This window comes from Pseudomonas sp. Rh2, from assembly GCF_040762985.1.
GTDB classification, from domain to species: domain Bacteria; phylum Pseudomonadota; class Gammaproteobacteria; order Pseudomonadales; family Pseudomonadaceae; genus Aquipseudomonas; species Aquipseudomonas taiwanensis.
Genome location: NZ_CP142890.1, coordinates 3017847 through 3040132, shown reverse-complemented (window position 1 = coordinate 3040132; position 22286 = coordinate 3017847). Strand labels below are relative to the sequence as shown.

17 protein-coding genes are annotated in these 22286 nt (G+C 60.3%); 7 read left to right on the top strand and 10 right to left on the bottom strand.

Features of this window, described 5'->3' with window-relative positions; all coding sequences use genetic code 11:
• Nucleotides 1-89: 89 nt before the first annotated feature.
• The 4 genes from VXM67_RS13645 to hisN all read right to left on the bottom strand — a co-directional run bounded on the left by VXM67_RS13645 (nt 90) and on the right by hisN (nt 5809).
• Nucleotides 90-1004, bottom strand: coding sequence for an RHS repeat-associated core domain-containing protein (locus VXM67_RS13645; RefSeq protein WP_367237076.1), 915 nt, complete (start codon nt 1002-1004; stop codon nt 90-92).
• A 93-nt stretch (nt 1005-1097) separates the two neighbouring features.
• On the bottom strand, nt 1098-2054 hold the full coding sequence (gene benR, locus VXM67_RS13640) for a benABC operon transcriptional activator BenR (RefSeq protein WP_287168226.1): 957 nt from the start codon (nt 2052-2054) through the stop codon (nt 1098-1100).
• Nucleotides 2055-2359: 305 nt separating this feature from the next.
• A complete protein-coding gene (locus tag VXM67_RS13635; protein ID WP_104882362.1) occupies nt 2360-3091 on the bottom strand; it encodes a hypothetical protein in 732 nt (243 codons plus the stop codon).
• A 1926-nt stretch (nt 3092-5017) separates the two neighbouring features.
• Complete coding sequence (gene hisN, locus VXM67_RS13630; RefSeq protein ID WP_186599136.1) at nt 5018-5809, bottom strand: histidinol-phosphatase; 792 nt, start codon at nt 5807-5809, stop codon at nt 5018-5020.
• Between the two features lie 178 nt (nt 5810-5987).
• Here hisN and VXM67_RS13625 point away from each other — a divergent pair, with 178 nt between their 5' ends.
• From VXM67_RS13625 to VXM67_RS13615, 3 genes are all read left to right on the top strand, one after another.
• Nucleotides 5988-7343: a delta-60 repeat domain-containing protein gene (locus VXM67_RS13625; protein WP_186599135.1), complete on the top strand. Its 1356-nt coding sequence runs from the start codon at nt 5988-5990 to the stop codon at nt 7341-7343.
• Nucleotides 7344-7523: 180 nt separating this feature from the next.
• Complete coding sequence (locus tag VXM67_RS13620; protein WP_023380492.1) at nt 7524-8414, top strand: universal stress protein; 891 nt, start codon at nt 7524-7526, stop codon at nt 8412-8414.
• 156 nt (nt 8415-8570) lie between these two features.
• Nucleotides 8571-10712: a TonB-dependent siderophore receptor gene (locus VXM67_RS13615; protein WP_027907566.1), complete on the top strand. Its 2142-nt coding sequence runs from the start codon at nt 8571-8573 to the stop codon at nt 10710-10712.
• Nucleotides 10713-10799: 87 nt separating this feature from the next.
• Here VXM67_RS13615 and VXM67_RS13610 read toward each other — a convergent pair whose 3' ends face one another.
• The 4 genes from VXM67_RS13610 to VXM67_RS13595 all read right to left on the bottom strand — a co-directional run bounded on the left by VXM67_RS13610 (nt 10800) and on the right by VXM67_RS13595 (nt 13723).
• On the bottom strand, nt 10800-11321 hold the full coding sequence (locus VXM67_RS13610; RefSeq protein ID WP_023380490.1) for an acyloxyacyl hydrolase: 522 nt from the start codon (nt 11319-11321) through the stop codon (nt 10800-10802).
• A gap of 197 nt (nt 11322-11518) precedes the next feature.
• A complete protein-coding gene (locus tag VXM67_RS13605; RefSeq protein WP_027907567.1) occupies nt 11519-12265 on the bottom strand; it encodes a phytanoyl-CoA dioxygenase family protein in 747 nt (248 codons plus the stop codon).
• A gap of 70 nt (nt 12266-12335) precedes the next feature.
• Nucleotides 12336-12779, bottom strand: a complete 444-nt coding sequence (locus tag VXM67_RS13600) for a hypothetical protein (RefSeq protein ID WP_023380488.1) — start codon at nt 12777-12779, stop codon at nt 12336-12338.
• A 77-nt stretch (nt 12780-12856) separates the two neighbouring features.
• Complete coding sequence (locus VXM67_RS13595) at nt 12857-13723, bottom strand: LysR family transcriptional regulator (RefSeq protein WP_023380487.1); 867 nt, start codon at nt 13721-13723, stop codon at nt 12857-12859.
• A gap of 105 nt (nt 13724-13828) precedes the next feature.
• On the opposite strand from VXM67_RS13595, the gene VXM67_RS13590 reads away from it, so the two are divergent.
• Nucleotides 13829-15214: an aldehyde dehydrogenase family protein gene (locus VXM67_RS13590; RefSeq protein WP_023380486.1), complete on the top strand. Its 1386-nt coding sequence runs from the start codon at nt 13829-13831 to the stop codon at nt 15212-15214.
• Nucleotides 15215-15249: 35 nt separating this feature from the next.
• Here VXM67_RS13590 and VXM67_RS13585 read toward each other — a convergent pair whose 3' ends face one another.
• Nucleotides 15250-17163, bottom strand: a complete 1914-nt coding sequence (locus VXM67_RS13585) for an AAA family ATPase (protein WP_027907569.1) — start codon at nt 17161-17163, stop codon at nt 15250-15252.
• Between the two features lie 88 nt (nt 17164-17251).
• A complete protein-coding gene (locus tag VXM67_RS13580; RefSeq protein ID WP_027907570.1) occupies nt 17252-18151 on the bottom strand; it encodes a helix-turn-helix domain-containing protein in 900 nt (299 codons plus the stop codon).
• A gap of 150 nt (nt 18152-18301) precedes the next feature.
• On the opposite strand from VXM67_RS13580, the gene VXM67_RS13575 reads away from it, so the two are divergent.
• The 3 genes from VXM67_RS13575 to VXM67_RS13565 all read left to right on the top strand — a co-directional run bounded on the left by VXM67_RS13575 (nt 18302) and on the right by VXM67_RS13565 (nt 22175).
• On the top strand, nt 18302-19660 hold the full coding sequence (locus tag VXM67_RS13575; protein ID WP_023380483.1) for a glutamine synthetase family protein: 1359 nt from the start codon (nt 18302-18304) through the stop codon (nt 19658-19660).
• Nucleotides 19661-19777: 117 nt separating this feature from the next.
• Entirely contained in the window at nt 19778-20866 is a 1089-nt protein-coding gene (locus VXM67_RS13570; RefSeq protein WP_023380482.1) for a polyamine ABC transporter substrate-binding protein, read from the top strand.
• Nucleotides 20867-20879: 13 nt separating this feature from the next.
• The gene (locus VXM67_RS13565; RefSeq protein WP_023380481.1) at nt 20880-22175 is read left to right on the top strand and encodes an FAD-binding oxidoreductase; all 1296 of its coding nucleotides are present in this window, start codon (nt 20880-20882) and stop codon (nt 22173-22175) included.
• Nucleotides 22176-22286: the final 111 nt, after the last annotated feature.

The window sequence follows — 22286 nt, the reverse complement described above, 5'->3', positions numbered from 1 at the left end:
GTCTCCATTGTTATTGGTAAGGCCATGTCAGGTTAGGGATTCGGGGGATGAGGGACTATCCGGATTGTGCAGACTGCTATCCAGTTTCTTTAACTTTTTTTGGGTTCAAGCCATTCTCGCCTCACCTTGTCCCGAGCTATCGACGCCTTCATTCTTGTTTCAAGAAACTCAATTCTTTCCACGGCATCCGCAAGTTTGTATGCAGCGATATATCGGGGATCAGCCTTACTTTGGACTGGATACTCAACCATGTCGTTGTACAGGTTAATCACATCCCTGTGGGTGCTTGCCCCCGCCCCTTCAACGATGGGGAGATCATTGGGCGAGAACTTGGTGCGAGTTCGAAGCTCATCAATCCACGCCCCCGTATTTCTGCCTTGATAGGAAAGTAGATCTTTCAATTCCGCCCCCGGCACCTTGATTATACCTTCAGCGAATTTTCGGTTATTAGCACTTTTAAGCGTTGGTTGCAGGTGCGATCCAGGTACCTGTTCGAACCTTCTTGGCGGCGAAACTGTTGGACGAACGGGGGCACGCGACGTGGTTCTTAATATCGGCGTCGGTACATGCCCACTGGGATCGATCCTATCCACAGGGTTGCCGCCACAATAACTATAATGGTTTATCCCACCGGCACCAAACGGACTGAGGCTGTCGGGCGCATTGAAACGCATCAAATCCGAACTGAAGGCTCGGTACCCTTCCCCCAAGAGATAGTACGCTGAAAGCGCTTCCTTTCGCTGGCCGTTGAATCGCAACAGGGAAGCGCATGAGTTATCATCATGCCCGTACACCGTGTACTGCACTGAACACGGCACATCACGCCGCAAAAAAATCAATACGGAACCTTGTATATCCGTCGCGTAAAAGGCTACCTGTGCCTCATCACGCTGCGCCAACGCCTGACCTGCGGCGCGCAATAAGGTCGATGCTTGGGCCCCAGGATATTTGACCAACGCCAGCCCATCCGGCGAGTAAAAATACAACTGCTGCGTCGTAGACATAATTGCCACCCATTTATCCATGAAGGCAAATGGTGGGTCGTGCCTAAGCCTCCCGCAACTGGCAGAAATAATAGGTACGCAGCACGGCTGCGCTTATGCGCGTCGCTTGAATGTTTGCGAAGGCAGTTCTCCAAACTGCTGCCGATAGACCTCGGAAAACCGCCCCAAATGCAAGAAACCGTAATCCAGAGCAAGTTCCGTCACACTCCGCACCCCACACATGGGGTCGCTCAGGCATGCATGCACCCGCTCCAGCTTGCGCTGACGCACGTAATGCTTGGGCGTAGTACCCAGATGCTTGTCAAACAAGGTATACAGCGAGCGCAAGCTCATGCAGGCCTGCTCTGCCAGCACCTCAGCCGACAGCTCCAGTTTCAGGTTGCGCTCGATGTAGTCAAGAATGCGCTCAAGGCCGGCCTGCGGCGCACTAAGACTTTCGCGGCGGATGTTGGTGCTCATCAGAGTCAGCAGCTTGCTGGCGACAATCTGGCTGTAATGGCTCTGCACTCTGGGTAGCGAATCGCTCACTTCCGCTTCATGGCAAACCATTGCCATCAGGTTCACGAAGCCGTCCAGCTCTTCGAGCCGGTAATGGTTTCGCAGGAAGCGCACGCCGCCGTCAGGGCGCTGCCAGCGCTGCTCTGCGCAAATCGAATCGAGCAGATGGGTCGGTACCTTGAGGATGAACTTCTCGCAGTCTTCCGAATATGTCAGGTCGACCGGATCGTCCGGGTTGATCAATAACAACTCGCCCGGCACCAGGTGGTGCTCGCGCTGGTGCCCGCGCCACAGGCAATTGCCGTTGAGCAGGACTTGCAGGTGGTAGATGGTTTCCAGCGCTGGCGAGGTGACGCGCACACTGCCGCCATAGCTGATGCGACACAGGTCGAGCTCGGCGAACTTGCGGTGGCTGAGGCTGGCTTGGGGATGAGTGGTGCGGGACAGGCCGATGCAATGGTGGCCCACGTGCTGGTTGACGTAATCGGACACGGCATAAGGGTCGGCGTGATGGAACACGCTACTGCGCTCGCTCAGCAGGCGGCTTTCCATAGGCAAGGCACTCGGTCTCGTTATTGTTCTGGTCGCCGCGTCCTACTGGCCTGGGGCCTGTGGTTGCGGTCGTTCACGATCATTCTATCGGGCCTGAGGCGCGTCCACTGGGGCAGGCGACGTTCGGCGGATCGCCACACACTAAGCAAAAAGGCGGGTGAGTGGCAATCTGAGGCCCGGATTGGGCGTGCGGATAGCGAACGGCTGGAGGGAGAGCTTGGTGCGATTATCGAACATTCTGGTTGGCGTTGACGTCCGGATCGCCGGCAAGGCGACGACTACAGGGGCAGTGCAAACGTTGGGGCTCATTGCACGGGGAGGAAGTTCATCAGCAGCAGGCTCTGGGCGTAGTTGAGGCCGATGCGTCGGTATCGTTCGTCGAGCAGTTCAGCCAACAGGTCCAGCCTCGCGACGATCTTGCCGAACTCGACGGCGAAACTCAGGTTGCTGCCCTCTTCCGAGATCTCGTTGGAGAACAGCAGCAATACACCATTGGCATCTTGTCGTTGGCTGAGCATCCAGGTGGCTTTTTCGATGTTGCGGGCGGCGTTGTTGATGAACAAGGGGTCGATGGTGTCGGTCATGTAAAACGCCGTGCGCCCACCGTGTGCGGTGATGAGCATGCTGCCGATGGCATAGATGAAAGCCCCGACGCGATCACCGCGAAATTCCGGGCTCAGGGCATAGCTCAAGGCGGCCAGATCACGCCTGTTGCCCAGTTGGGCCAGGGGTTGGCGCTGCTCGATCGCGTGGCGTATCTGCCGTTCGGCGGTGGCGGCGTCGAGGTAGCCGGACAATTTCACCTGGTTGGGGTTACGAAGGTAGAGCTTGTTCATCAGCAGGTACAGGCTTTGAAGGTTGTCGCGCATGGACAGCGTGGCCAAGCGGTCGACGCTGGTCTGGAACAGCTCGCTGGGTTTGCTGTCTCCGAGCTGGCTGACGATATCGCGGCCCTGTTGCTGGGTGCAGGCGCCGAGCGACATCAAGGTTCCTGCCAGCAGCAGTCGTCTTAGGAATTGGGTTTTGCGTACAACCATTGGCACCGGGTCGAAGTCGGCGGCCACGCAGGGGATCGGCGGGGCCTGGCCAAGCATAGAACCCAGAAACGAGAAAAAGTGCGATACGCGGCTTCACGAAACCGGAGCGAGGGAACCCCGGAGCGAAGCGTAGGGGCCGGATGATAGGAGCCAGACTTTTTTGGTTACTTTTTGGGGCGTCTGCCAAAAAGTGACCCGCTGTAAGAGCGGAAAGGTGATTGAGCGTCACCTTGGCAAATGGATATGCTCACGCATCCAGAAACCAAAACTTCAAACTTCAAAGCACAGATTTAAGGGCGGCATTCAGATAGCGTGAATATCCATTCGCCATGGAGGCGCTCATTCACCTTTTCGCCTTTACGGCGACCTACTTTTGCTCTTGGGCAAAAGTAGGCAAAAACCGCTGGCTCCTATCATCCGGCCCCTACGCTTCGCTTCGGGGTTCCCTCGCTACGGGCTTGCTCCCGGGAGGACCGCGCTGAACGGCCCCTCCTGGGCCGCAGCGCTTGACGGGCATCCATGCCCGTCACCTCCCTGCGCAAGCCCTACGCTCGGCCTACTGACGTCGCAATTTGCCGCGTCTGGGATATCGCGCATTAAAAGCAAAAGCGGAGCATGAAATACCAAACCCGAACAACAACAACAACAACAACAACAGCTAAACCAGCCGCACATTCAACATTAAAACCATAAATGCGAGGCAAATTTTCTTTTGCTTCGTTTTGCTCTTGCTTCTAGCGCGCGGTAGTTCAGACGCCACCTAATGCGACTTCAGGAGGCCGAGCGCAGGGCTTGCGCAGGGAGGTGACGGGCATGGATGCCCGTCAAGCGCTGCGGCCCAGGAGGGGCCGTTCAGCGCGGTCCTCCCGGAGCAAGCCCGGAGCGAGGGAACCCCGGAGCGCAGCGCAGGGGCCGGATGATAGGAGCCAGACTTTTTTGGTTACTTTTTGGGGCGTCTGCCAAAAAGTGACCCGCTGTAAGAGCGGAAAGGTGATTGAGCGTCGCCTTGGCAAATGGATATGCTCACGTATCCAGAAACCAAAACTTCAAACTTCAAACTTCAAACTTCAAAGCACAGATTTAAGGGCGGCATTCAGATAGCGTGAATATCCATTCGCCATGGAGGCGCTCATTCACCTTTTCGCCTTTACGGCGACCTACTTTTGCTCTTGGGCAAAAGTAGGCAAAAACCGCTGGCTCCTATCATCCGGCCCCTACGCTTCGCTTCGGGGTTCCCTCGCTACGGGCTTGCTCCCGGGAGGGCCGCGCTGAACGGCCCCTCCTGGGCCGCAGCGCTTGACGGGCATCCATGCCCGTCACCTCCCTCCGCAAGCCCTACGCTCGGCCTACTGACGTCGCAATTTGCAGCGTCTGGGATATCGCGCATGAAAAGCAAAAGCGGAGCATGAAATACCAAACCCGAAAAACAACAACAGCTAAATCCAACATTAAAACTATAAATTCGAGGCAAACTTTCTTTTGCTTCGCTTTGCTCTTGCTTCTAGCGCGCGGTAGTTCAGACGCCACCTCATGCGACTTCAGGAGGCCGAGCGCAGGGCTTGCGCAGGGAGGTGACGGGCATGGATGCCCGTCAAGCGCTGCGGCCCAGGAGGGGCCGTTCAGCGCGGTCCTCCCGGAGCAAGCCCGGAGCGAGGGAACCCCGGAGCGCAGCGCAGGGGCCGAATGATAGGAGCCAGACTTTTTTGGTTACTTTTTGGGGCGTCTGCCAAAAAGTGACCCGCTGTAAGAGCGGAAAGGTGATTGAGCGTCGCCTTGGCAAATGGATATGCTCATAAACCCAAACACCAAAGCGTCAAACCTAAAACCGAATACGTAGCACAAACACTCACAGCACTATAAAGCAACACCAGCTCAGAGCCCAGATCACCGCACGGATTGAATATCGAAGTTTCCGCTCATTTATATTTACATCGCGTACCGCAACATCTCCAGCACCTGTGCATGCAACTTAGGATCACCACATGCAACCACACACCCACCATGCTGCGCAGAACTTCCATCCCACGCCGTAATCACCCCACCCGCCCCTTCGATGATCGGCATCAGCGCCTGCACGTCATAAGGCTGCAGACTCGCCTCGACAATCACATCGACAAACCCCGAAGCCAACATGCAGTACGCATAGCAATCGCCGCCATAACGCATCAACCGCGCCTTGCCAGCAACGGCTTCGAAGGCCGCCTTGCGTGCGGGTGTGTCGAACATATCCGGCGTGGTGCACATCAAAGTGGCAGACGCCAAGTCAGAACAGGCCCGAGTTTTAAGCAGCGTCTTGTTACCCCAGGCCCCCTCAGGCGTACCCACGAACCGCTCGCCGGTAAAAGGTTGGTTCATCACACCCACGACCGGACGCGATCCATCGTTCAACGCGATCAAGGTACCCCACAGCGGCAAGCCGGTGATGAACGCGCGAGTGCCGTCAATCGGGTCCAGAACCCAGTGCAACGGGCTGCTGCCCAGCGCCGTGCCAAGCTCCTCACCGAGAATGCCATGCTCAGGGTAACGAGCTTGAATAAGTTCGCGCATCGCATCCTCAGCCGCTTTGTCGGCCACGGTCACCGGATCGTACAAGCGCCCTCCCTTGTCCTCGACATCCAGGCTGGCGCGAAAGTACGGCTTGATCGCCAAGGCAGCTGCGTCAGCCAACTGCTCGGCAAAGGCACGGAATTCGCCAATCTGTTCAACGCTCAGGGACATGGGATAGGCCTCGTGGAAATGATGGGGCTCGCATCATACCTGACATAGCGCTTGGCGGTGGAGCGAGCACCCGCGAAGTGTCCGACTGCATTCCCGACCCACCTGTTATTTCTAACAGTTGTTGGACAAGAGCCAATCGCTCAACGTGAGCGTGTCTTGAAACAGGAGAATCGTGAGCATGAACACCAATGAAGGTGCGGGCTACCTCGACAAATCGTATGGCAATCAGGGAGAAGCAAGCGTACCGCCCCTGCCCCCCAAGAACCCAGATAAAGAAACGCTTCAAGTTTACCCATACACCAGCGCTGACGATGGCAGCATGGTCTTTTACGGCTACGACACTGATGATGTCACAACGAGAGAAAAAGGTGTATTTACCCGCCTTGGTGCTGACGGCCAATGGGATGAAGCAACCGGCCATGTTGAAGTTTCCAAAAAGCAGAGTTCGCCACTTCCCTACGAGGTTTTCAACTTCAATGCAATGACCTTTGCAAAATACAAAAATGAAGAACGCTACCTGACAGCCTCGACTGTAATTTACGCCGGCGACACGGACAAAGCTGTCGTACATGTAGCAGTGGGAGCCTACGATAGAACATTCTCTCCGGTCGCCGGATTTGGTGATGATGGCATCGCCCTTCCATCTCCGCCCTTCAAAAAAGAAAACACGTTACTGCCCGAGGCCCTTGTTAAAACCCTCGGGTATAACGAATTTCAAAAGGCCGTTGACTATAGATACAAGCCAAAACTTGCACTTATCGGTGACCGCATCATCACCGTTTTCCCTGGCTCGGTGGCAACGTGGGAGGCGCAGGATGACGACCTCTGGTGTGCGCTGCTGGATGCTGCAACAGGAGCACCAGTGCCCGGCCTGGGCGAGGATGGGAAGTCCAGTCAGTTGAAACTGCCAAGAATCAATGGGCAAGCGCTGGTTCCCTACCATGTGGCATTCATGGCCGACGGTGGTTTCGTTGTGGTTGGGCAAGCCGATGGGGCCATCCACCTTCAGCGTTATCAACCGAACGCTCTGCCAGATACGTCCTTTGGAGTACAAGGGTCCATCAAAATACCGGACAGTGGCAACGCCAACCGAGCAGGCCTTGCCATCCACAAAGACGTGATAGTGGCTAGCGTTTCCGTTTGGCCAAGCATCACGACCAGCACGCACTTGCACGGCTACACCGTGCAGGGCGAACCAATTGCCCAGTTCACCCGTGAAGTCAGGGGGGACCTTGAAGGTGGGCAAGTTTTCGACCATCTGCAATTCGACACGCAAGGAAGGTTGCTGCTGGCCGGAACTCGAACCTATCGAAGTGGTGACGATCCAGAGGCACAATCCAGCCTTCACGTAGCAAGACTCAACGTCGATGGAACAGTCGATAATGACTTCGGAAAAAACGGCTTTTCGGAACTTAACGTTTATCATGCAGCCGCCAATGGCATCCACGTCGACGAGAGCGGAGTTCGTATACTGACATTGATGCCAATCACCATAGGCGCGTTCTACGAGAAGGTGGCGAAGTTTCAAGTCTGAATAAAGTTAGTGCACCTCCGCTACGGGGGACGGCACCACGTCAAAACGGCCCGCCCCCGACACGACCGAATCAAAGCCATCGTTGCGCACGAGGTCTAGACTGAACGAACAAGCACGGCATCAACGACCAGAAAACTACACAGGCATGAACCGGGGGGCTGCCACACGTGGAGGTGTGAGATGAGCCAGTTCAAGCGTTTGTTCGTCATGCTCGGCCCACAAATGCGCCACACGCCCGCCCTGCAGCGCGCCGCCGCGCTGGCAGAATCCAGCGGTGCGCTGTTGGATATCAATGTCTTCGTCGACGACGTCGACACCTTTGGTCTGATGAGCGATGGCCGCGAACGTGAGCGCCTGCTCAGCGACAACCGGCAATGGCTGGCCGACGAAGCTGAACAACTGACCAACTCAGGCCTGGATGTCTCCACCGAGTTACTGCTGACCCGCGACCCACTGGCCAGCGCCCTCGAACAAGTCGAGCGCCTTGGTTGCGACCTGCTGATCAAGGACGTGCAACACGAACCCGTGCTCAAGCGCCTGCTGGTGACGCCGCTGGACTGGCAACTGCTCAAGGACAGTCCGGTGGCCGTGCACCTGGTCAGCGATATCCGCCTACCCCTGCCGCGGCAGGTCGCCGCGGCGGTCGACCTCAACAGCCATGGCGCCGGCGAGCACCTCGACGAGCAGGTCATCCGCAGTGCCCACGCCCTGGCGCTGCAATGCAATGCCGAGCTGCACCTGCTGCATGTGTGCGATGCGACCAAGACCCACATTGCTGACTTCGGCGCAGGCACCGTGACCATGCCAGGCTTCGATGGCAGCGTGCGCACCGCGCAACGCGCAGCATTCAACCGCTTGGGTGACCACCACGAAATCCCCCTCGAACGCCGGCATTTTCTGGAAGGCCCGGCGATTCGCGCCATCGCTGAGTTCGTCAACCACAGCCGGGCGGACGTGATCGTCATGGGCAGCCACCGGCACGACGCCATGCAAACGTTCCTGGGCGGCACCACGGCGCACGTGCTGGAACATCCGTTGTGCAACGTGCTCGCGATCAAGGCCACCCGCTGAGCTGACCGTCCACCGCAGCACGCACCCGTGCTGCGGTGGACTAGGACCTGGCACGCGCGCTCCACTTAAAAAGAATGCATTTGATAATGATTCGTAGTAATTTGCGACACTTATCCCCCTTAACCTCCAGCGCCCCTCTCCAGGATCGTACCGTCGATGCGTCGCACGTTCGTTTCGCTTTGTGTGCTTCATGCTGTCTCTGCGCAGGCTTGGGCTGAGCCCGACCCCCAGAGTGAACCCGTCCAGATCGAGCTTCAGGCTCTGAGCATTACCAGTTCCGCCGACAGTGAGCGCGCGGACGGCCCGGTCACCGGCTACAAGGCCACCCGCTCGGCCAGCGCCACCCGTACCGACACTGCCCTGCACGAAACCCCACAATCGGTCAGCGTGGTGCCCAAGGATGTGCTGACGGACACCGGCGCCACCCGCCTGCAGGACGGCCTGGACTATGCCGGTGGTGTCGGCCGTGCCAACAACTTCGGCGGTCAGGGCCTGACCACCTTCACCGTGCGTGGCTTCACGACCGGCGAGTTTTACCGCAACGGTTTCCCGATCAACCGCGGCTACCCGAACGCCCCCGATGCCAACACCGTCGAGCGTCTGGAAGTGATCCGGGGCCCGGCGACCAGCCTGTATGGCCGTGGCGATCCTGGCGGCACCTTCAATGTGGTCAGCAAGCAGCCGCTGCCGGAGTCGCACGTCACCCTGGGTAGCCAGCTCGATGACCAGGGCATGCAGCGGGCAACCTTGGATGCCACTGGCCCGTTGACCCAGGACGGCAACCTCGCCTACCGGCTCAACGTGCTCGGCGAAGGCGGCGACAGCTTCCGCGACAATGTCGAAAGCGAACGCTACAGCGTCGCACCCGTGCTCAGCTGGCAGGTCAACGACGCGACCAAGATCGTCTTCGAAGGCGACTTCATGCGTAACAACCACCCGCTGGACCGTGGCCTGACCCGCCTGCCCAACCAGCTTGGGTCGGCCTCGCGTGACACCAACGTGTGGGGCAAAGGCAGCGACAACATGCTGCACAACGACAACAACATGGCACAGCTGCGCTTCGAGCATGCGCTCAACGAGGACTGGACCCTGGGCGGCGGCACGCAGTGGCTGGACGGCTCGCTCAAGGGCAATGCCATCGAAGCCAACGGTCTGCAGGCCGACGGTCGTACCTTGGGACGCAACTTCAACTACCGCCACCTGGAGTGGCGAGACCGCGATTACCAACTCAACCTGACCGGGCACTTCGACACCGCTGGTTTCAGCCATACCTTGCTGACCGGCATCGAGTACGAAGACTACGATTACAACTCGATCATCCTGCGCTCGGCCGGTGGCAAAACCGACTATCCGATCGACCTGTTCGACCCGGTCTACGACCAGTCCCGCCCTGCCCTGACCCGCACCACGACCCATGACAAGGAAAACCTCAAGACCTGGGCGTTCTTCATCCAGGACCAGGTTGCCCTGACCGAGCGCCTGAAAGCCCTGGCCGGCGTGCGCTTCGAGCGCTTCGAGCATGACTACGTCAACAAGCTCAACAAGGCAGGCGATTTCGACAAGGGTGAGAATGGCGTCACGCCTCGTTTCGGCCTGCTGTACGACCTGACCGATACCGTCGCGGTGTATGCCAACACTGCCCGCTCGTTCAAGCCCAACAGCGGTGCCCCTGCAGGCGGCTCAGGCCGTGGTTTCGACCCCGAGAAAGGCAAGTCGTACGAACTGGGCGTGAAATGGGAAGCGCTCGATCGTCAGCTGAGCGTCGACGCGGCGATCTACCACATCGTCAAGGAAAACGTCCTGGCCAACGACCCGAACGACCCCACCGGCACCGACAAGATTGCAGCCGGCGAAGTGCGTAGCCGTGGCCTGGACATCAACATCGCGGGCAACATCACCCCTGAGTGGCGAGTGATTGGCGGCTATGCGTATGTGGATGCCGAGGTGACCAAGGACACCAGCCTGCCCACTGGTACACGGCTGGCGAATATTCCGCGCAACAGCTTCAGCCTGCTGAACACCTATGAGTTCCAGGATGGACTGGCCAAGGGGCTGGGGCTTGGGGTTGGGGTGAAGTACGTGGACGACCGTCAAGGCCAGACCGCCGCCACGACCTACACCATGGAGCAGTACACCGTGGTCGATCTGCTCAGCTTCTATCAGGTCAATGAACACGTGCGCTTGAACCTGGACCTGAAGAATGTCTTCGACAAAAGCTACGACGAAGGCGCGTTCAACAACTACGTCTACCCAGGCGAACCGCGCACAGTGCAGGCCGGGGTTTCGTACACCTTCTGAAGTGTGATCGTCGGATCGGGCATCCAGCGCCTACTTTTGTAGGCGCCGGCTTGCCGGCGACGAGGCCGCAAGGCGACCCCAGGAACCTCAGAAGCCCTTGCTGTAGAACAGCGAGTACGACTCGATCCCATCGTTTGGCTGCTTGAGGCCGGCGTTGGAGTAATGCATGGCACGAATGCCGACTTTCTGCTCACCCGGCAGCTTCAGACCGAAGCCAATACGGTCCTCGAAGTTGACGGCCGACCCCAGGCGCTGATCGCCGACGTCGGTCTTGGAAAACGCAGCCAGGCCAATACCCGCTTCGATGTAGGGGGTATAGGTGAAACCGCTGAACTCGTAGGTGAACACCGGGCTGAACGACAGCGAGTGGGCACCACTTGCCTCACCGCCTTCCCAATAGGTGTAGGCTGCATCCCAGTAGCCGCTCAGGTAGCCGGTGCTGCTCTCCAACCACTTCTTGTCCCAATCGAACGACAGGCCGATACGGTAGGTCATGTCGCCTTGGCCAGTGGCCCCAACGGCGCCGGACACCTGTGCAGCCTGGGCCAGGTTGGCACCGGCGAGGGCCAGCACAGCGGCGGCCAGCGAAGCGGCGAGACGGGTTTTCATCAATGACTTCTCCTGATGGTCAACACAAGCAGGCCGCTGCCAAGACGGGGCCTGCTAGGCACACGGGGGCTTGAACCCCTCACTTATGGCGGTGGCCGGTGCATCCAACCGGTCACACGAGGTAATACTTTTTTGATTATTGTCCAGTTAATCAAAAAGTTGAAAGGCTTTTGCCACTATTGGCTAATAGCCACGACTTAGTCGTACTCCGCCTCATCATGCTCGCCCAGCAAACGTCGCTGCCTGGGCGTGGCATGCTCCAGCACCTCCGGGTTGAAGCGCCAGGCCAGGTACGGCGAGAATTTCTGCGCCACCATGCGCCGCCCGTAATGCACCTGCAGCATGTCGCGATCGCGCGATTCACTGAGGTTGGCGCCGCCGCTGTGCCAAAGATCGCTGCGAAACACCAAGGCATCGCCCGCCTTGCACAATACTGGCTCGGCCTCTCTGCCCTGCCATTGGCGTTCGCCTTCCCATGGCGTGCGGCCCGCGCGATGGCTACCCGGCACCACCCATGTAGGCCCGAGGGACTGGTCGACATCGGTGAGGTACAACTGCGCCGTGAGGATCTGTATTGGTTGCGTGAAATCGCCGTGTTCGCGAAGCCAGGCTGGTAGCGCCATGGGCAGATGGTCCAGATGCAGCGCCATGCCCGGATAACCCGGATGGCTGCGCCATGCCGTCTGACCGATCACGTGGCAGTCGTGACCAAGCACGGCTTCAGCCAAGCTGATAAGCGGCGGCAGATCAAGAAACGGTAACCACAGCGGGTTACGATTGAAGACGCATTTGTAGTGCTCCAGCAGCCCCTGGTAGTCCCAGTGGATGGGTTGCAAGTCGTCGATGGCACAGCGCACCAAGGCCACCCGCAAGGGGTCGAGCACATTGGGGATCAGCACGTAGCCCTGCTCGTCCAGCGACTTGAGCTGGCGCTCCAGGTTCATGGCCAGGTTCATGGCGATACGCTCCTGAGCGGCAGGAGCACATCTGTACTCCTGCGCAGACGTTAACGATTCAACGCCAGTTCAGGTCCACCCGTGCAGGGGTCTTGCCAGTGACCACCACAGGTTGCTGCAACGTCTGGCCCTGGGCATTGGCGACGACTTTGTATTGCCCTGGCGGCAGTTGAACGAATAGCAGTGGCCCGACGTCACTCAAGCTCAGCACGGATTGGCCCTGGGCGCTTTGGATATCGACCTGGGCGCCGGTCTGGAACTTCCCTTCCGACCCAGTGGACAGGGTGACATGCAAGTCATAGCCCGGCGTCTTGCGCAAGGCATTGGCTTCATCCTGGCCGATACCGCCCTGCAGGTAACGGATGCCATTTTGCTCCTGGGGTTGCAGTTGCACCGCCTGCATGTCGATGGGTGCATTGAGGTCGGCGGTGGCCGCCAGCGTCCACGGCAAGGCGAGCGTAAGCAACAGCAAAGCGCCCAGTGCATAGTGATGATTGCGCATGATTCGACCCTCCACATGGGAACGGCTTACCTAGCATTTGACGCCGCGGCCATGCCCGAGTTCGTGCCTGCGCAGGGTCAGCCGACGCGGCGCTCTTCGAGCAATTTCACGAACATGCTCAGGCTGCGCGAGACCGTCCCTCGCCGCCATACCAGCCAGGTCTTGAGGTAACGGAAATCTTCCGACATCGGCCAAGCGCTGACCGTGCTGCACCCTGGCATGTTGTCGAGCATGCTGCGCGGCAGCATGGCCAGGCCGGCGCCCGCGCTCACGCATGCCAGCATGCCGTGGTACGACTCCATCTCATGGATCTTGCCTGGTACCGCCTGGTCCTGGACGAACCAGTTCTCGAAATGGTGGCGGTATGAGCAATTGGCGCGAAACGCATAGATGCTTGCGCCGTTGACATCCTGGGCGCGGGTTACCGGGGTATGGTTAAGGGGCGAAATGATCACCATCTCCTCCTCGAACACCGGAATGCCTTCCAGTGTCGGGTGCAACACCGGGCCATCGACGAACGCGGCCACCAAGCGCCCGGACAACACACCCTCGAGCATGGTCCCGGAAGGGCCGGTGGAAAGGTCCAGATCCACTTTCGGGTAACGCTGGTTGTAGGCTGCCAACAACGCCGGAATACGTACCGCCGCGGTGCTTTCCAGCGAACCCAGGGCGAAAGTGCCCTGGGGATCCTCCCCGGCCACGGTAAGCCGCGCCTCGTGGACCAGGTCGAGAATGCGCCGGGTGTACTCAAGAAAGTTCCAGCCTGCCGGAGACAAGCGCAAGCGGCTCTTCTCGCGGATGAACAATTCAACGCCCAGGTCTTCTTCCAACTGCTTGATGCGGGTGGTCAGGTTCGACGGCACCCGATGAATGTGTTGGGCGGCAGCGCTGATGCTGCCTTGCTCGGCCACCGCCTTGAAGATCTCCAGTTGCACCAGATCCAAAGTCATTCTCCAAACGTGAATGTTTCGCTCATTATTATTCAGTTTTCAATAAAGTCCTACACCACTAGTCTGGGCTGACTGATAAACAACAACGAGCGTACATCCATGAGCCAGATCAGCAGCCTGACCCACGCCATCTCCGTCGACCCCTTCAGCGGCGAGCAGATCGGCCACTACCCTTTCGATACCGACGCCGCACTGGAAGCGGCGCTGCAGCGTGCCAAGGCGGGTTACAGCCAATGGCGCCAGGTGTCCCTGGGTCAGCGCAGCGAGTACCTGCTGGCCCTGGCCAACACGCTGCAAGCCAAGGCTGAAACCTTCGCCCAGATGATCAGCCGCGAGATAGGCAAACCGATCGCCCAGGCCCGTGGCGAAGTGAGCAAGTGCGTTGGTCTGTGCCAGTGGTATGCCGAACACGGCCCGGCGATGCTGGCGCCGGAGCCGACCCAAGTCGAAAAAGCCCGTATCGAATACCGCCCGCTTGGCCCGATCCTGGCCGTGATGCCGTGGAACTTCCCGATCTGGCAAGTATTGCGAGGCGCGGTCCCTGCATTGCTGGCCGGCAACACCTACGTGCTCAAGCACGCGCCGAACGTCATGGGCAGCGCCTATCTGCTGGCCGAGTTGTTCAAGGATGCAGGTTTGCCTGAAGGCGTGTTCGAGGTGCTGAACGTCACCCCCGACGGCGTCACTCGGGCTATCAACGACCCGCGCATTGCGGCCGTCACCCTCACCGGAAGCGTGCGCGCCGGCATGGCCATCGGCGCACAAGCCGGTGCTGCATTGAAGAAGTGCGTGCTGGAACTTGGCGGCTCCGACCCGTTCATCGTGTTGGCGGACGCGGATCTGGATGCCGCGGTCAAGGCTGCTGTGATCGGTCGTTACCAGAACACTGGCCAAGTTTGCGCTGCCGCCAAGCGCTTGATCGTCGAAGCGAGCATCGCCGAAGCATTCACCCGCAAGTTCGTCGAGGCGACCCGCCAGCTGAAAGTCGGCAACCCGCTGGAAGATGACACCTACATTGGCCCGATGGCCCGCTACGACCTGCGTGACGAGCTTGATGGCCAGGTCCAGGCGACCCTCGCCGAAGGCGCGACCCTGCTGCTCGGTGGCCACAAGGTCGAAGGCGTGGGCAACTTCTACGAACCGACAGTGTTTGGCAACGTCACCCCTGACATGACCGCGTTCAAGCAGGAGCTGTTCGGACCGGTGGCGGCGATCATCACCGCACGCGACGCCGACCACGCGGTGGAGCTGGCCAACGACAGCGAGTTTGGTTTGGCTTCGACCATCTACACCGCCGATTACGCTTTGGCCGAGCGCATGACTGCCGCACTGGAAACGGGTGGCGTGTTCATCAATGGCTACTGCGCCTCCGACCCCCGCGTGGCCTTCGGTGGCGTGAAGAAGAGCGGCTTTGGCCGTGAACTTTCGCACTTTGGTGTGCGGGAGTTCACCAACGCCCAGACCGTTTGGCTGGATCGGAACTGACCGATCAATGGGGCCGCTTTGCGGCCCCATTACCCTCAACCCCGCGCCTGGTCCTTGACCCAGTCCAGCATCCCACCCGGCACGATCAACTCATGCCGCGCCCGTGAACACGCGGTATAAAGCCCGGCCAGCGTCCGCGCCCGCTCATTGCGGCCTCCTCCAGTGCTCGGCGCCACCATCAATTCCGGCGATACCATCACCCGGGCGAACTCCATGTTCTTCACATCCCGCACCCGCCCCAGGAACAGCTTCGGCGCCTTGTCCCAGCGGTAACGGCTCTTGGCCTTGGCGAAATGCTCCGGGGTATAGCCTTTGCGCAGCATGTTGGCCACCGCGATGAAGGCCTTGTCGTCGCCTTTGTCCTGCTCCAACGCTTGCCAGCTGGCATAGCGGAACAACATCGGGTGGCGTGGCCGGGTTCCGTACCGGTACAGCTCGATGCAGTCCTCGACGAACAGCTCGAAATCCTTGCGTGCACTTTGCAGCAGGACGAACGGCACCCCTTGGTGCGTCAGTCGCTGGAACCAGCCGAATAGCCCCCACTCGTCATCGACGATCAACGCCGTCGGCTGCTCGGGAACCGTCACGGCATCGAAGAAGCTGACGCGCGTATAGTGCTCGGCGCTGCCACTGAAGGCTGCCTGGATCGACGCCGGGTGGGCCTGGATCAGCGGGTTGAGCACCGCGTCCATGGCCGGCCCGGCGCGCAGCGAATGATCGATGTAACGCTGGCGGATGAAACCGCCATGGTGCGGGCTCAGGCCGTTGAGATTCTGTAGTTCGTCGCCCAGGGCGATGACCGACTGCGGGCTGCGGTCGAGCACGGCCAGCATGGGCGCCGACAGTTCATGGGCCTCATCGACGATGACATGGGTGTAGCGGGCGTCGATCACCTCGAAGGTCAGCGACAACAGCTTCACACGGTGGTAGTCACGCACCGGCAACTGGATCTCACGGGCCGAGGGGCGAACCAGTTCTTGCCAGTACAGGCGCGCTTTATCCAGCAGCACCTCTTGGTCCAAGGGTGTGATACCCGGGCCGGCCCAGGGCAGATGGTGCAGCTGCAACTGGTCGTCCCCGCTGTGGCAGAACGCACGCACGGCCTTGATGCACAGCGCCACCACATCGCGGGCTGCCAGTGGGCCGATGTCCGGGATACCCAGCCATTTCACCACCTGCGCCTCCTGCGGGCGCCACGACAGTTTGGTCCGGTACGGATCACGCAAACGCCAGCCATTGCTGGTCAGGTCGCGGTTGAGTATTTCGTCGGCCAGTTGGCCGAATGTCATCGCGGTGTACGCCTGGGCATCCTTGACCCTGGCCTGCAGCGCCCTGAGCTGACCTTCCGTCAGCGCCAGCAACAATGTACGAGAAGGGTCGAGCAAGCGGGCGAACTGGTGAATCAGAAAGGTCTTGCCAGTGCCTGCGAAGCCCTGCACCGCCACCGACTCGTCGGCACATGACAGGAACTCGCGCAGCAGGCGGTTCTGCTGGTCGCTCAGCATCAGGTCACTGGCCAGCGACGGCAAGTACACCGGGTGCAAGGGCGTGGCGCGCTGCCGGTAGATATCGGCGAACTGAAAGCTCCACTGACCGTCGTCGTCGAGCAACTCCTGAGTGTCATACTGGACCTCGGCCGACAGCAGACCGATACCGTTCTCGCCCAGCATTCCCAAGCCCATGGCGAATGCCTCGCGGTCGTAGCGTTGCGCGACCTGCGCCTGGAACTGACCAGGCGCAGCTGCTTCCACGTCGTTGGCGATACGCACCATCTCCGCCAGTCGGCGCTCCTGGGTTTCGACCGATGGAGTGCCTGACTGGCGCGGCAGGTTCTGCACGAACAGCACGGCGGCAGCCTCCAGCAGGCTGGCGGACAGAAAGAAGTCGCCGGCGGCAGGCTCACGGGCAAGACGGTCAGCTCGATCGCTGGACAAAGGCAGGTAGAACATCGACACCTCGAGGCAGAACAGCCGGGCACGATAACAATTTTCGCCCACAAATGCTGGGCTCAGTGCCGAACCTGCGCAAACGACCGGCTCAGGCCCTGACGCGCTTGAGCGTTTCGCTCGGCAGCTCCCTGAACAACTGTCGGTAACTTTCCGAAAACCGCCCCAGGTGCCAGAACGACCAGCGCATGGCGACTTCCGCCACGGTCACCTCGCCGCCGCGCAGCAAGTCACGGCGTGCGCCGTTGAGCCGCCGCAACCGCAACCACTGTGCAGGCGCCAGACCCGTGAAGGCCTTGAACGCCTGTTGCAGCTGTCGCAGCGACACACCCGCCACCTCAGCCAGTTGCATCAGGTTCAGGGTTTCTTCCGGGCAGTCCGCCGCCCATTCGCTGACCCTGTGCATGATCGCCCGCTCCTCGCCACGCCGTCCCAAGGCCCCTCCCTGCAGTCGCTGGCAGGCGTTGTCGAGAATGAACAGGCAGTCCTCCAGCAGTTGCTCGGCCAAAGCCTGCCCCTCCAGCGGACAGTCGGCACGGCCAAGGCGTGTCAGGGTGGCGCTCAGCCAACTGCCGAACAACGCGTTCTGGCCACTGCCCAACGGCACCATGAACAACCCCTCCAGACGCTGCGGGTCGAGGCCGTGGCTGGAAAGGAAACGCTGGTCGAACACCACCGCGACTTCCTGGTAGTTCTCCGGGGTGATCCAGATGTTGCGGCTTTGCTCGTTGAGCAGGTAAAGGCTGTCTTCGCTGCGGTCAAAGCAAAACGCCAGCGACCCGCTCGGCGCCGTGAAGAATTGCTCCACGCGGGTATTCAGGCGCTCTTCGTAAACCTCCACGCCATCGAGTCCGAGGCACCGCAATTGGCCATTGAACAGCCCCGGCGACATCTGCCGGTACTGCTGCTGCCAGCCTGGGGTGGCCCGGACTTGCTCGGTTACATCGCTGGTGGTGAAGGCCTGGACCTGCAAGGCATTGGGCGTTGTCACACGCTGTCCCTTTGCACTCTTTTGGTGCATTTATTGACGAAGAAAGTGGATAGATCGCTGCGCGCTGCTGCGACCAAGATAGCCCTCAGCGCGTCACCTGGGAAGCCACCGGCCCCCACCGCGCCACAAAAACCCAATCAAGAGGTCTGTATGAACGCCCCCTTCGATCAGCTGTCCACTTGGCTGAAAGAACACCGGATCACCGAAGTCGAATGCGTGATCAGCGACCTGACCGGCATCGCCCGCGGCAAGATCGCCCCGACCGCCAAGTTTCTTCACGAGCGCGGCATGCGCCTGCCAGAGAGCGTTTTGCTGCAGACAGTCACTGGCGACTACGTCGACGATGACATCTACTACAACCTGCTCGATGCCGCCGACATCGACATGGTCTGTCGCCCCGACCCGACGGCGGTCTACCAGATCCCTTGGGCCATCGAACCCACCGCGATCGTCATCCACGACACCTTCGACAAACACGGCAACCCCATCGAGCTGTCGCCGCGCAACGTGCTCAAGAAGGTGCTGAAGCTGTATGCCGACAAAGGCTGGCAGCCGATTGTCGCGCCCGAGATGGAGTTCTACCTGACCCAGCGTTGCGAAGACCCGGACTTGCCGCTGCAAGTGCCGCTGGGCCGCTCGGGCCGTGCCGAAAGCGGCCGCCAGTCGTTCTCCATCGACGCCGCCAACGAGTTCGACCCGCTGTTCGAAGACGTTTACGACTGGTGCGAGATCCAGGGGCTGGACCTGGACACACTGATCCACGAAGACGGCCCGGCGCAGATGGAGATCAACTTCCGCCACGGCGATGCCCTGGACCTGGCCGACCAGATCACGGTGTTCAAACGCACCATGCGTGAGGCTGCGCTCAAGCATAACGTGGCGGCCACTTTCATGGCCAAGCCCATCACCGATGAGCCAGGCAGCGCGATGCACCTGCACCAGAGCGTGGTCGACATCGCCACCGGCAAACCGGTGTTCGCCAACGACGATGGCAGCATGAGCGAATTGTTCCTGCACCACATTGGCGGCCTGCAGAAGTACATCCCCAAGCTGCTGCCGATGTTCGCTCCGAACGTCAACTCGTTCCGCCGCTTCCTGCCCGACACTTCGGCACCGGTGAACGTCGAGTGGGGCGAGGAAAACCGTACCGCCGGCCTGCGTGTGCCGACCTCCAGCCCCGAGGCCATGCGTGTGGAGAACCGCTTGCCGGGCGCAGACGCCAACCCCTACCTGGCGATCGCCGCGAGCCTGCTGTGCGGTTACCTGGGCATGGTCGAGAAAATCTCGCCGAGCGCACCGGTGCAGGGCCGCGCCTACGAGCGACGCAACCTGCGCCTGCCGATCACCATCGAAGACGCCCTGCAGCATATGGAAGACTGTGAAACCGTGCAGCAATACCTGGGCAAACAGTTCGTCCAGGGCTATGTGGCGGTCAAACGTGCCGAGCACGAGAACTTCAAGCGTGTGATCAGCTCCTGGGAGCGCGAGTTCCTGCTGCTCAGCGTTTGATTCCCCCGGGGCGCCCAGCGCCCCAACCGCCTTGCAAGCGCCCGACGAACCGGGGCGCTGGGCCGCCTTGCGGCCCCCTACACCCAACTCAAAGAAAAAGACCAACGAGGTGTCGACATGCGTCATTTGCAGTCCCTGATCCCCGCAGCATTCACCCTGGTGTTCGCAGCGGCCGCCCAGGCCCAGCCCACCGTGAGCGTGTACAACTGGACCGACTACATCGGCGACACCACGCTGGCAGACTTCCAGGCCAGCAGCGGAATCAAGGTGGTCTATGACGTCTTCGACTCCAACGAGACCCTCGAAGGCAAGCTGCTGGCTGGCCGCACCGGCTACGACGTGGTGGTGCCCTCGAACCACTTCCTCGCCCGGCAGGCCAAGGCCGGCGCCTTTTTGCCACTGGACCGCAGCAAGTTACCGAATTTCAAGCACTTGGACCCCAAATTGCTGAAACAACTTGAACAAAACGATCCGGGCAACCAGTACGCGGTGCCGTATCTGTGGGGCACCAACGGCATTGGCTACAACGTCGACAAGGTCAAGGCCGCGCTTGGCATCGACAAGATCGACTCCTGGGCTGTGCTGTTCGAGCCCGAGAACCTCAAGAAACTCAAGCAATGTGGGGTGGCATTCATGGACTCGCCGGACGAACTGTTCCCGGCCGTGCTCAACTACCTGGGTATGGATCCGCGCAGCGAAAACCCGAAAGACTATGAAAGAGCCGAAGCCCGCTTGCTGGAACTGCGCCCCTCCATCACCTACTTCCATTCCTCCAAATACGTGTCCGATCTGGCCAACGGCGATGTCTGCGTAGCCTTTGGTTATTCCGGCGATGTGTTCCAGGCCGCCAACCGGGCCATCGAGGCCAAGAACGGCGTGAAAATCGCCTATAGCATCCCCAAGGAAGGCAGCAACCTGTGGTTCGACCTGCTGGCCATTCCCAAGGATGCCAACAATCCGGAACAGGCCTTGGCCTTCATCAACTATCTGCTTGACCCACAGGTGATCGCCAAGGTCAGCGCCACAGTCGGCTACGCCAACGCCAACCCCGATGCCAAGGCCTACATGGACGAGTCGCTGGTCAACAACCCCGAGATCTATCCGCCTCAGGAGGTACTCGACAAGCTGTATGTGTCGAGCACGCCGAGCCCGAAGATCATGCGTGTCATGACCCGCTCCTGGAGCAAGATCAAGTCCAACCGCTGAGCGAGTTCGCGCCATGCCTCTGAATACCCAACACACTGCGTCCTACTATGCCGCCACGGCGCGTAGCACTGCACCTTACCCCAGCCTCGATACCGAACTGACAGCCGATGTGTGCGTGGTCGGCGGTGGCCTGACCGGGGTCAATACCGCACTGGAACTGGCCGAACGCGGCCTCTCGGTGGTCTTGCTGGAAGCCCGGCGCATCGGCTGGGGCGCCAGCGGGCGCAATGGCGGTCAGTTGATTCGCGGTATCGGCCACGATGTCAGCGGGTTCGCCCGCTATGTGGGCCAGGAAGGCGTGCGTTACCTGAAGCACGCCGGCATCGATTCGGTGGCCCTGGTCGCCCGCCGTATCGAACAATATGCCATCGCCTGCGACTTGCGCTGGGGCTTCTGCGAACTGGCCAACACACCTGCCCAGTTCGCGGCCTTCCAGGATGAACAAGCTGAACTGGCAGCGCTTGGCTATCGCCACGAAACCCGCCTGGTGGGCCCCGAACACCTGCATGAGGTGGTCGCCAGTGACCAGTACGCCGGCGGACTGGTGGATATGGGGTCCGGCCACCTGCACCCACTGGACCTGGTCCAGGGCGAAGCGCGGGCCGCCCAGGCCCTGGGCGTACGGATCTTCGAGCAGAGCCCAGTGCTGCGCATCGAACATGGCACCACGGTGACCTTGCACACCGCGCGCGGCAAAGTGCGCGCGCAAAGCCTGGTATTGGGTTGCAACGCTCACCTGGACGACTTGGAGCCGCGCCTGAGCGGCAAGGTACTGCCCGCTGGCAGCTATGTGGTGGCGACAGAACCGCTGCCCGACTCGCTTGCCAGCACGCTGATCCCTCAGAACATGGCGCTGTGCGACCAGAAAGTCGGCCTGGATTACTACCGCCTTACCGCCGACCGCCGCCTGCTGTTCGGCGGCGCGTGCCACTACTCGGGGCGCGATCCGAAGGACATTGCGGCCTACATGCGGCCGAAGGTCCTCAAGGTGTTTCCCCAGTTGGCAGACGTACGCATCGATTACCAGTGGGGCGGCATGATCGGCATCACCGCCAACCGATTCCCTCAGGTCGGGCGCTTGAGCCAGCATCCGAACGTGTACTACGCACAGGGTTACTCCGGCCACGGCCTGAACGTGACTCACTGGACTGCGAAACTGCTCGCGGAGTCGATTGCAGTTGGGCAAAGCCAGGGCCTGGATGTATTCAGCGCCGTTCCGCATCTGACCTTCCCGGGTGGCAAGGCGCTGCGTTCACCGCTGCTGGCATTGGGGATGCTGTGGTACCGCTTGAGGGAGGTACTCGGTTAAGAAGGCCGCTTCACCCTGGGGGAGCGAGCCTCGCCCGCGATGCTCTTTTTGTTCGCCGATATGGGGCTGGCGTGGGATCGAGCGCTGCTTACGCGACGCATCGCGAACAAG

Coding starts and splice junctions, on each gene's coding strand:
- VXM67_RS13645 (WP_367237076.1), bottom strand. CDS start 1,004: ATGTCTACGACGCAGCAGTTGTATTTTTACTCGCCGGATGGGCTGGCG.
- VXM67_RS13605 (WP_027907567.1), bottom strand. CDS start 12,265: ATGAACCTGGAGCGCCAGCTCAAGTCGCTGGACGAGCAGGGCTACGTG.
- VXM67_RS13625 (WP_186599135.1), top strand. CDS start 5,988: ATGAACACCAATGAAGGTGCGGGCTACCTCGACAAATCGTATGGCAAT.
- VXM67_RS13590 (WP_023380486.1), top strand. CDS start 13,829: ATGAGCCAGATCAGCAGCCTGACCCACGCCATCTCCGTCGACCCCTTC.
- VXM67_RS13585 (WP_027907569.1), bottom strand. CDS start 17,163: ATGTTCTACCTGCCTTTGTCCAGCGATCGAGCTGACCGTCTTGCCCGT.
- VXM67_RS13600 (WP_023380488.1), bottom strand. CDS start 12,779: ATGCGCAATCATCACTATGCACTGGGCGCTTTGCTGTTGCTTACGCTC.
- VXM67_RS13620 (WP_023380492.1), top strand. CDS start 7,524: ATGAGCCAGTTCAAGCGTTTGTTCGTCATGCTCGGCCCACAAATGCGC.
- VXM67_RS13575 (WP_023380483.1), top strand. CDS start 18,302: ATGAACGCCCCCTTCGATCAGCTGTCCACTTGGCTGAAAGAACACCGG.
- VXM67_RS13610 (WP_023380490.1), bottom strand. CDS start 11,321: ATGAAAACCCGTCTCGCCGCTTCGCTGGCCGCCGCTGTGCTGGCCCTC.
- VXM67_RS13565 (WP_023380481.1), top strand. CDS start 20,880: ATGCCTCTGAATACCCAACACACTGCGTCCTACTATGCCGCCACGGCG.
- hisN (WP_186599136.1), bottom strand. CDS start 5,809: ATGTCCCTGAGCGTTGAACAGATTGGCGAATTCCGTGCCTTTGCCGAG.
- VXM67_RS13570 (WP_023380482.1), top strand. CDS start 19,778: ATGCGTCATTTGCAGTCCCTGATCCCCGCAGCATTCACCCTGGTGTTC.
- benR (WP_287168226.1), bottom strand. CDS start 2,054: ATGGAAAGCCGCCTGCTGAGCGAGCGCAGTAGCGTGTTCCATCACGCC.
- VXM67_RS13635 (WP_104882362.1), bottom strand. CDS start 3,091: ATGGTTGTACGCAAAACCCAATTCCTAAGACGACTGCTGCTGGCAGGA.
- VXM67_RS13615 (WP_027907566.1), top strand. CDS start 8,571: ATGCGTCGCACGTTCGTTTCGCTTTGTGTGCTTCATGCTGTCTCTGCG.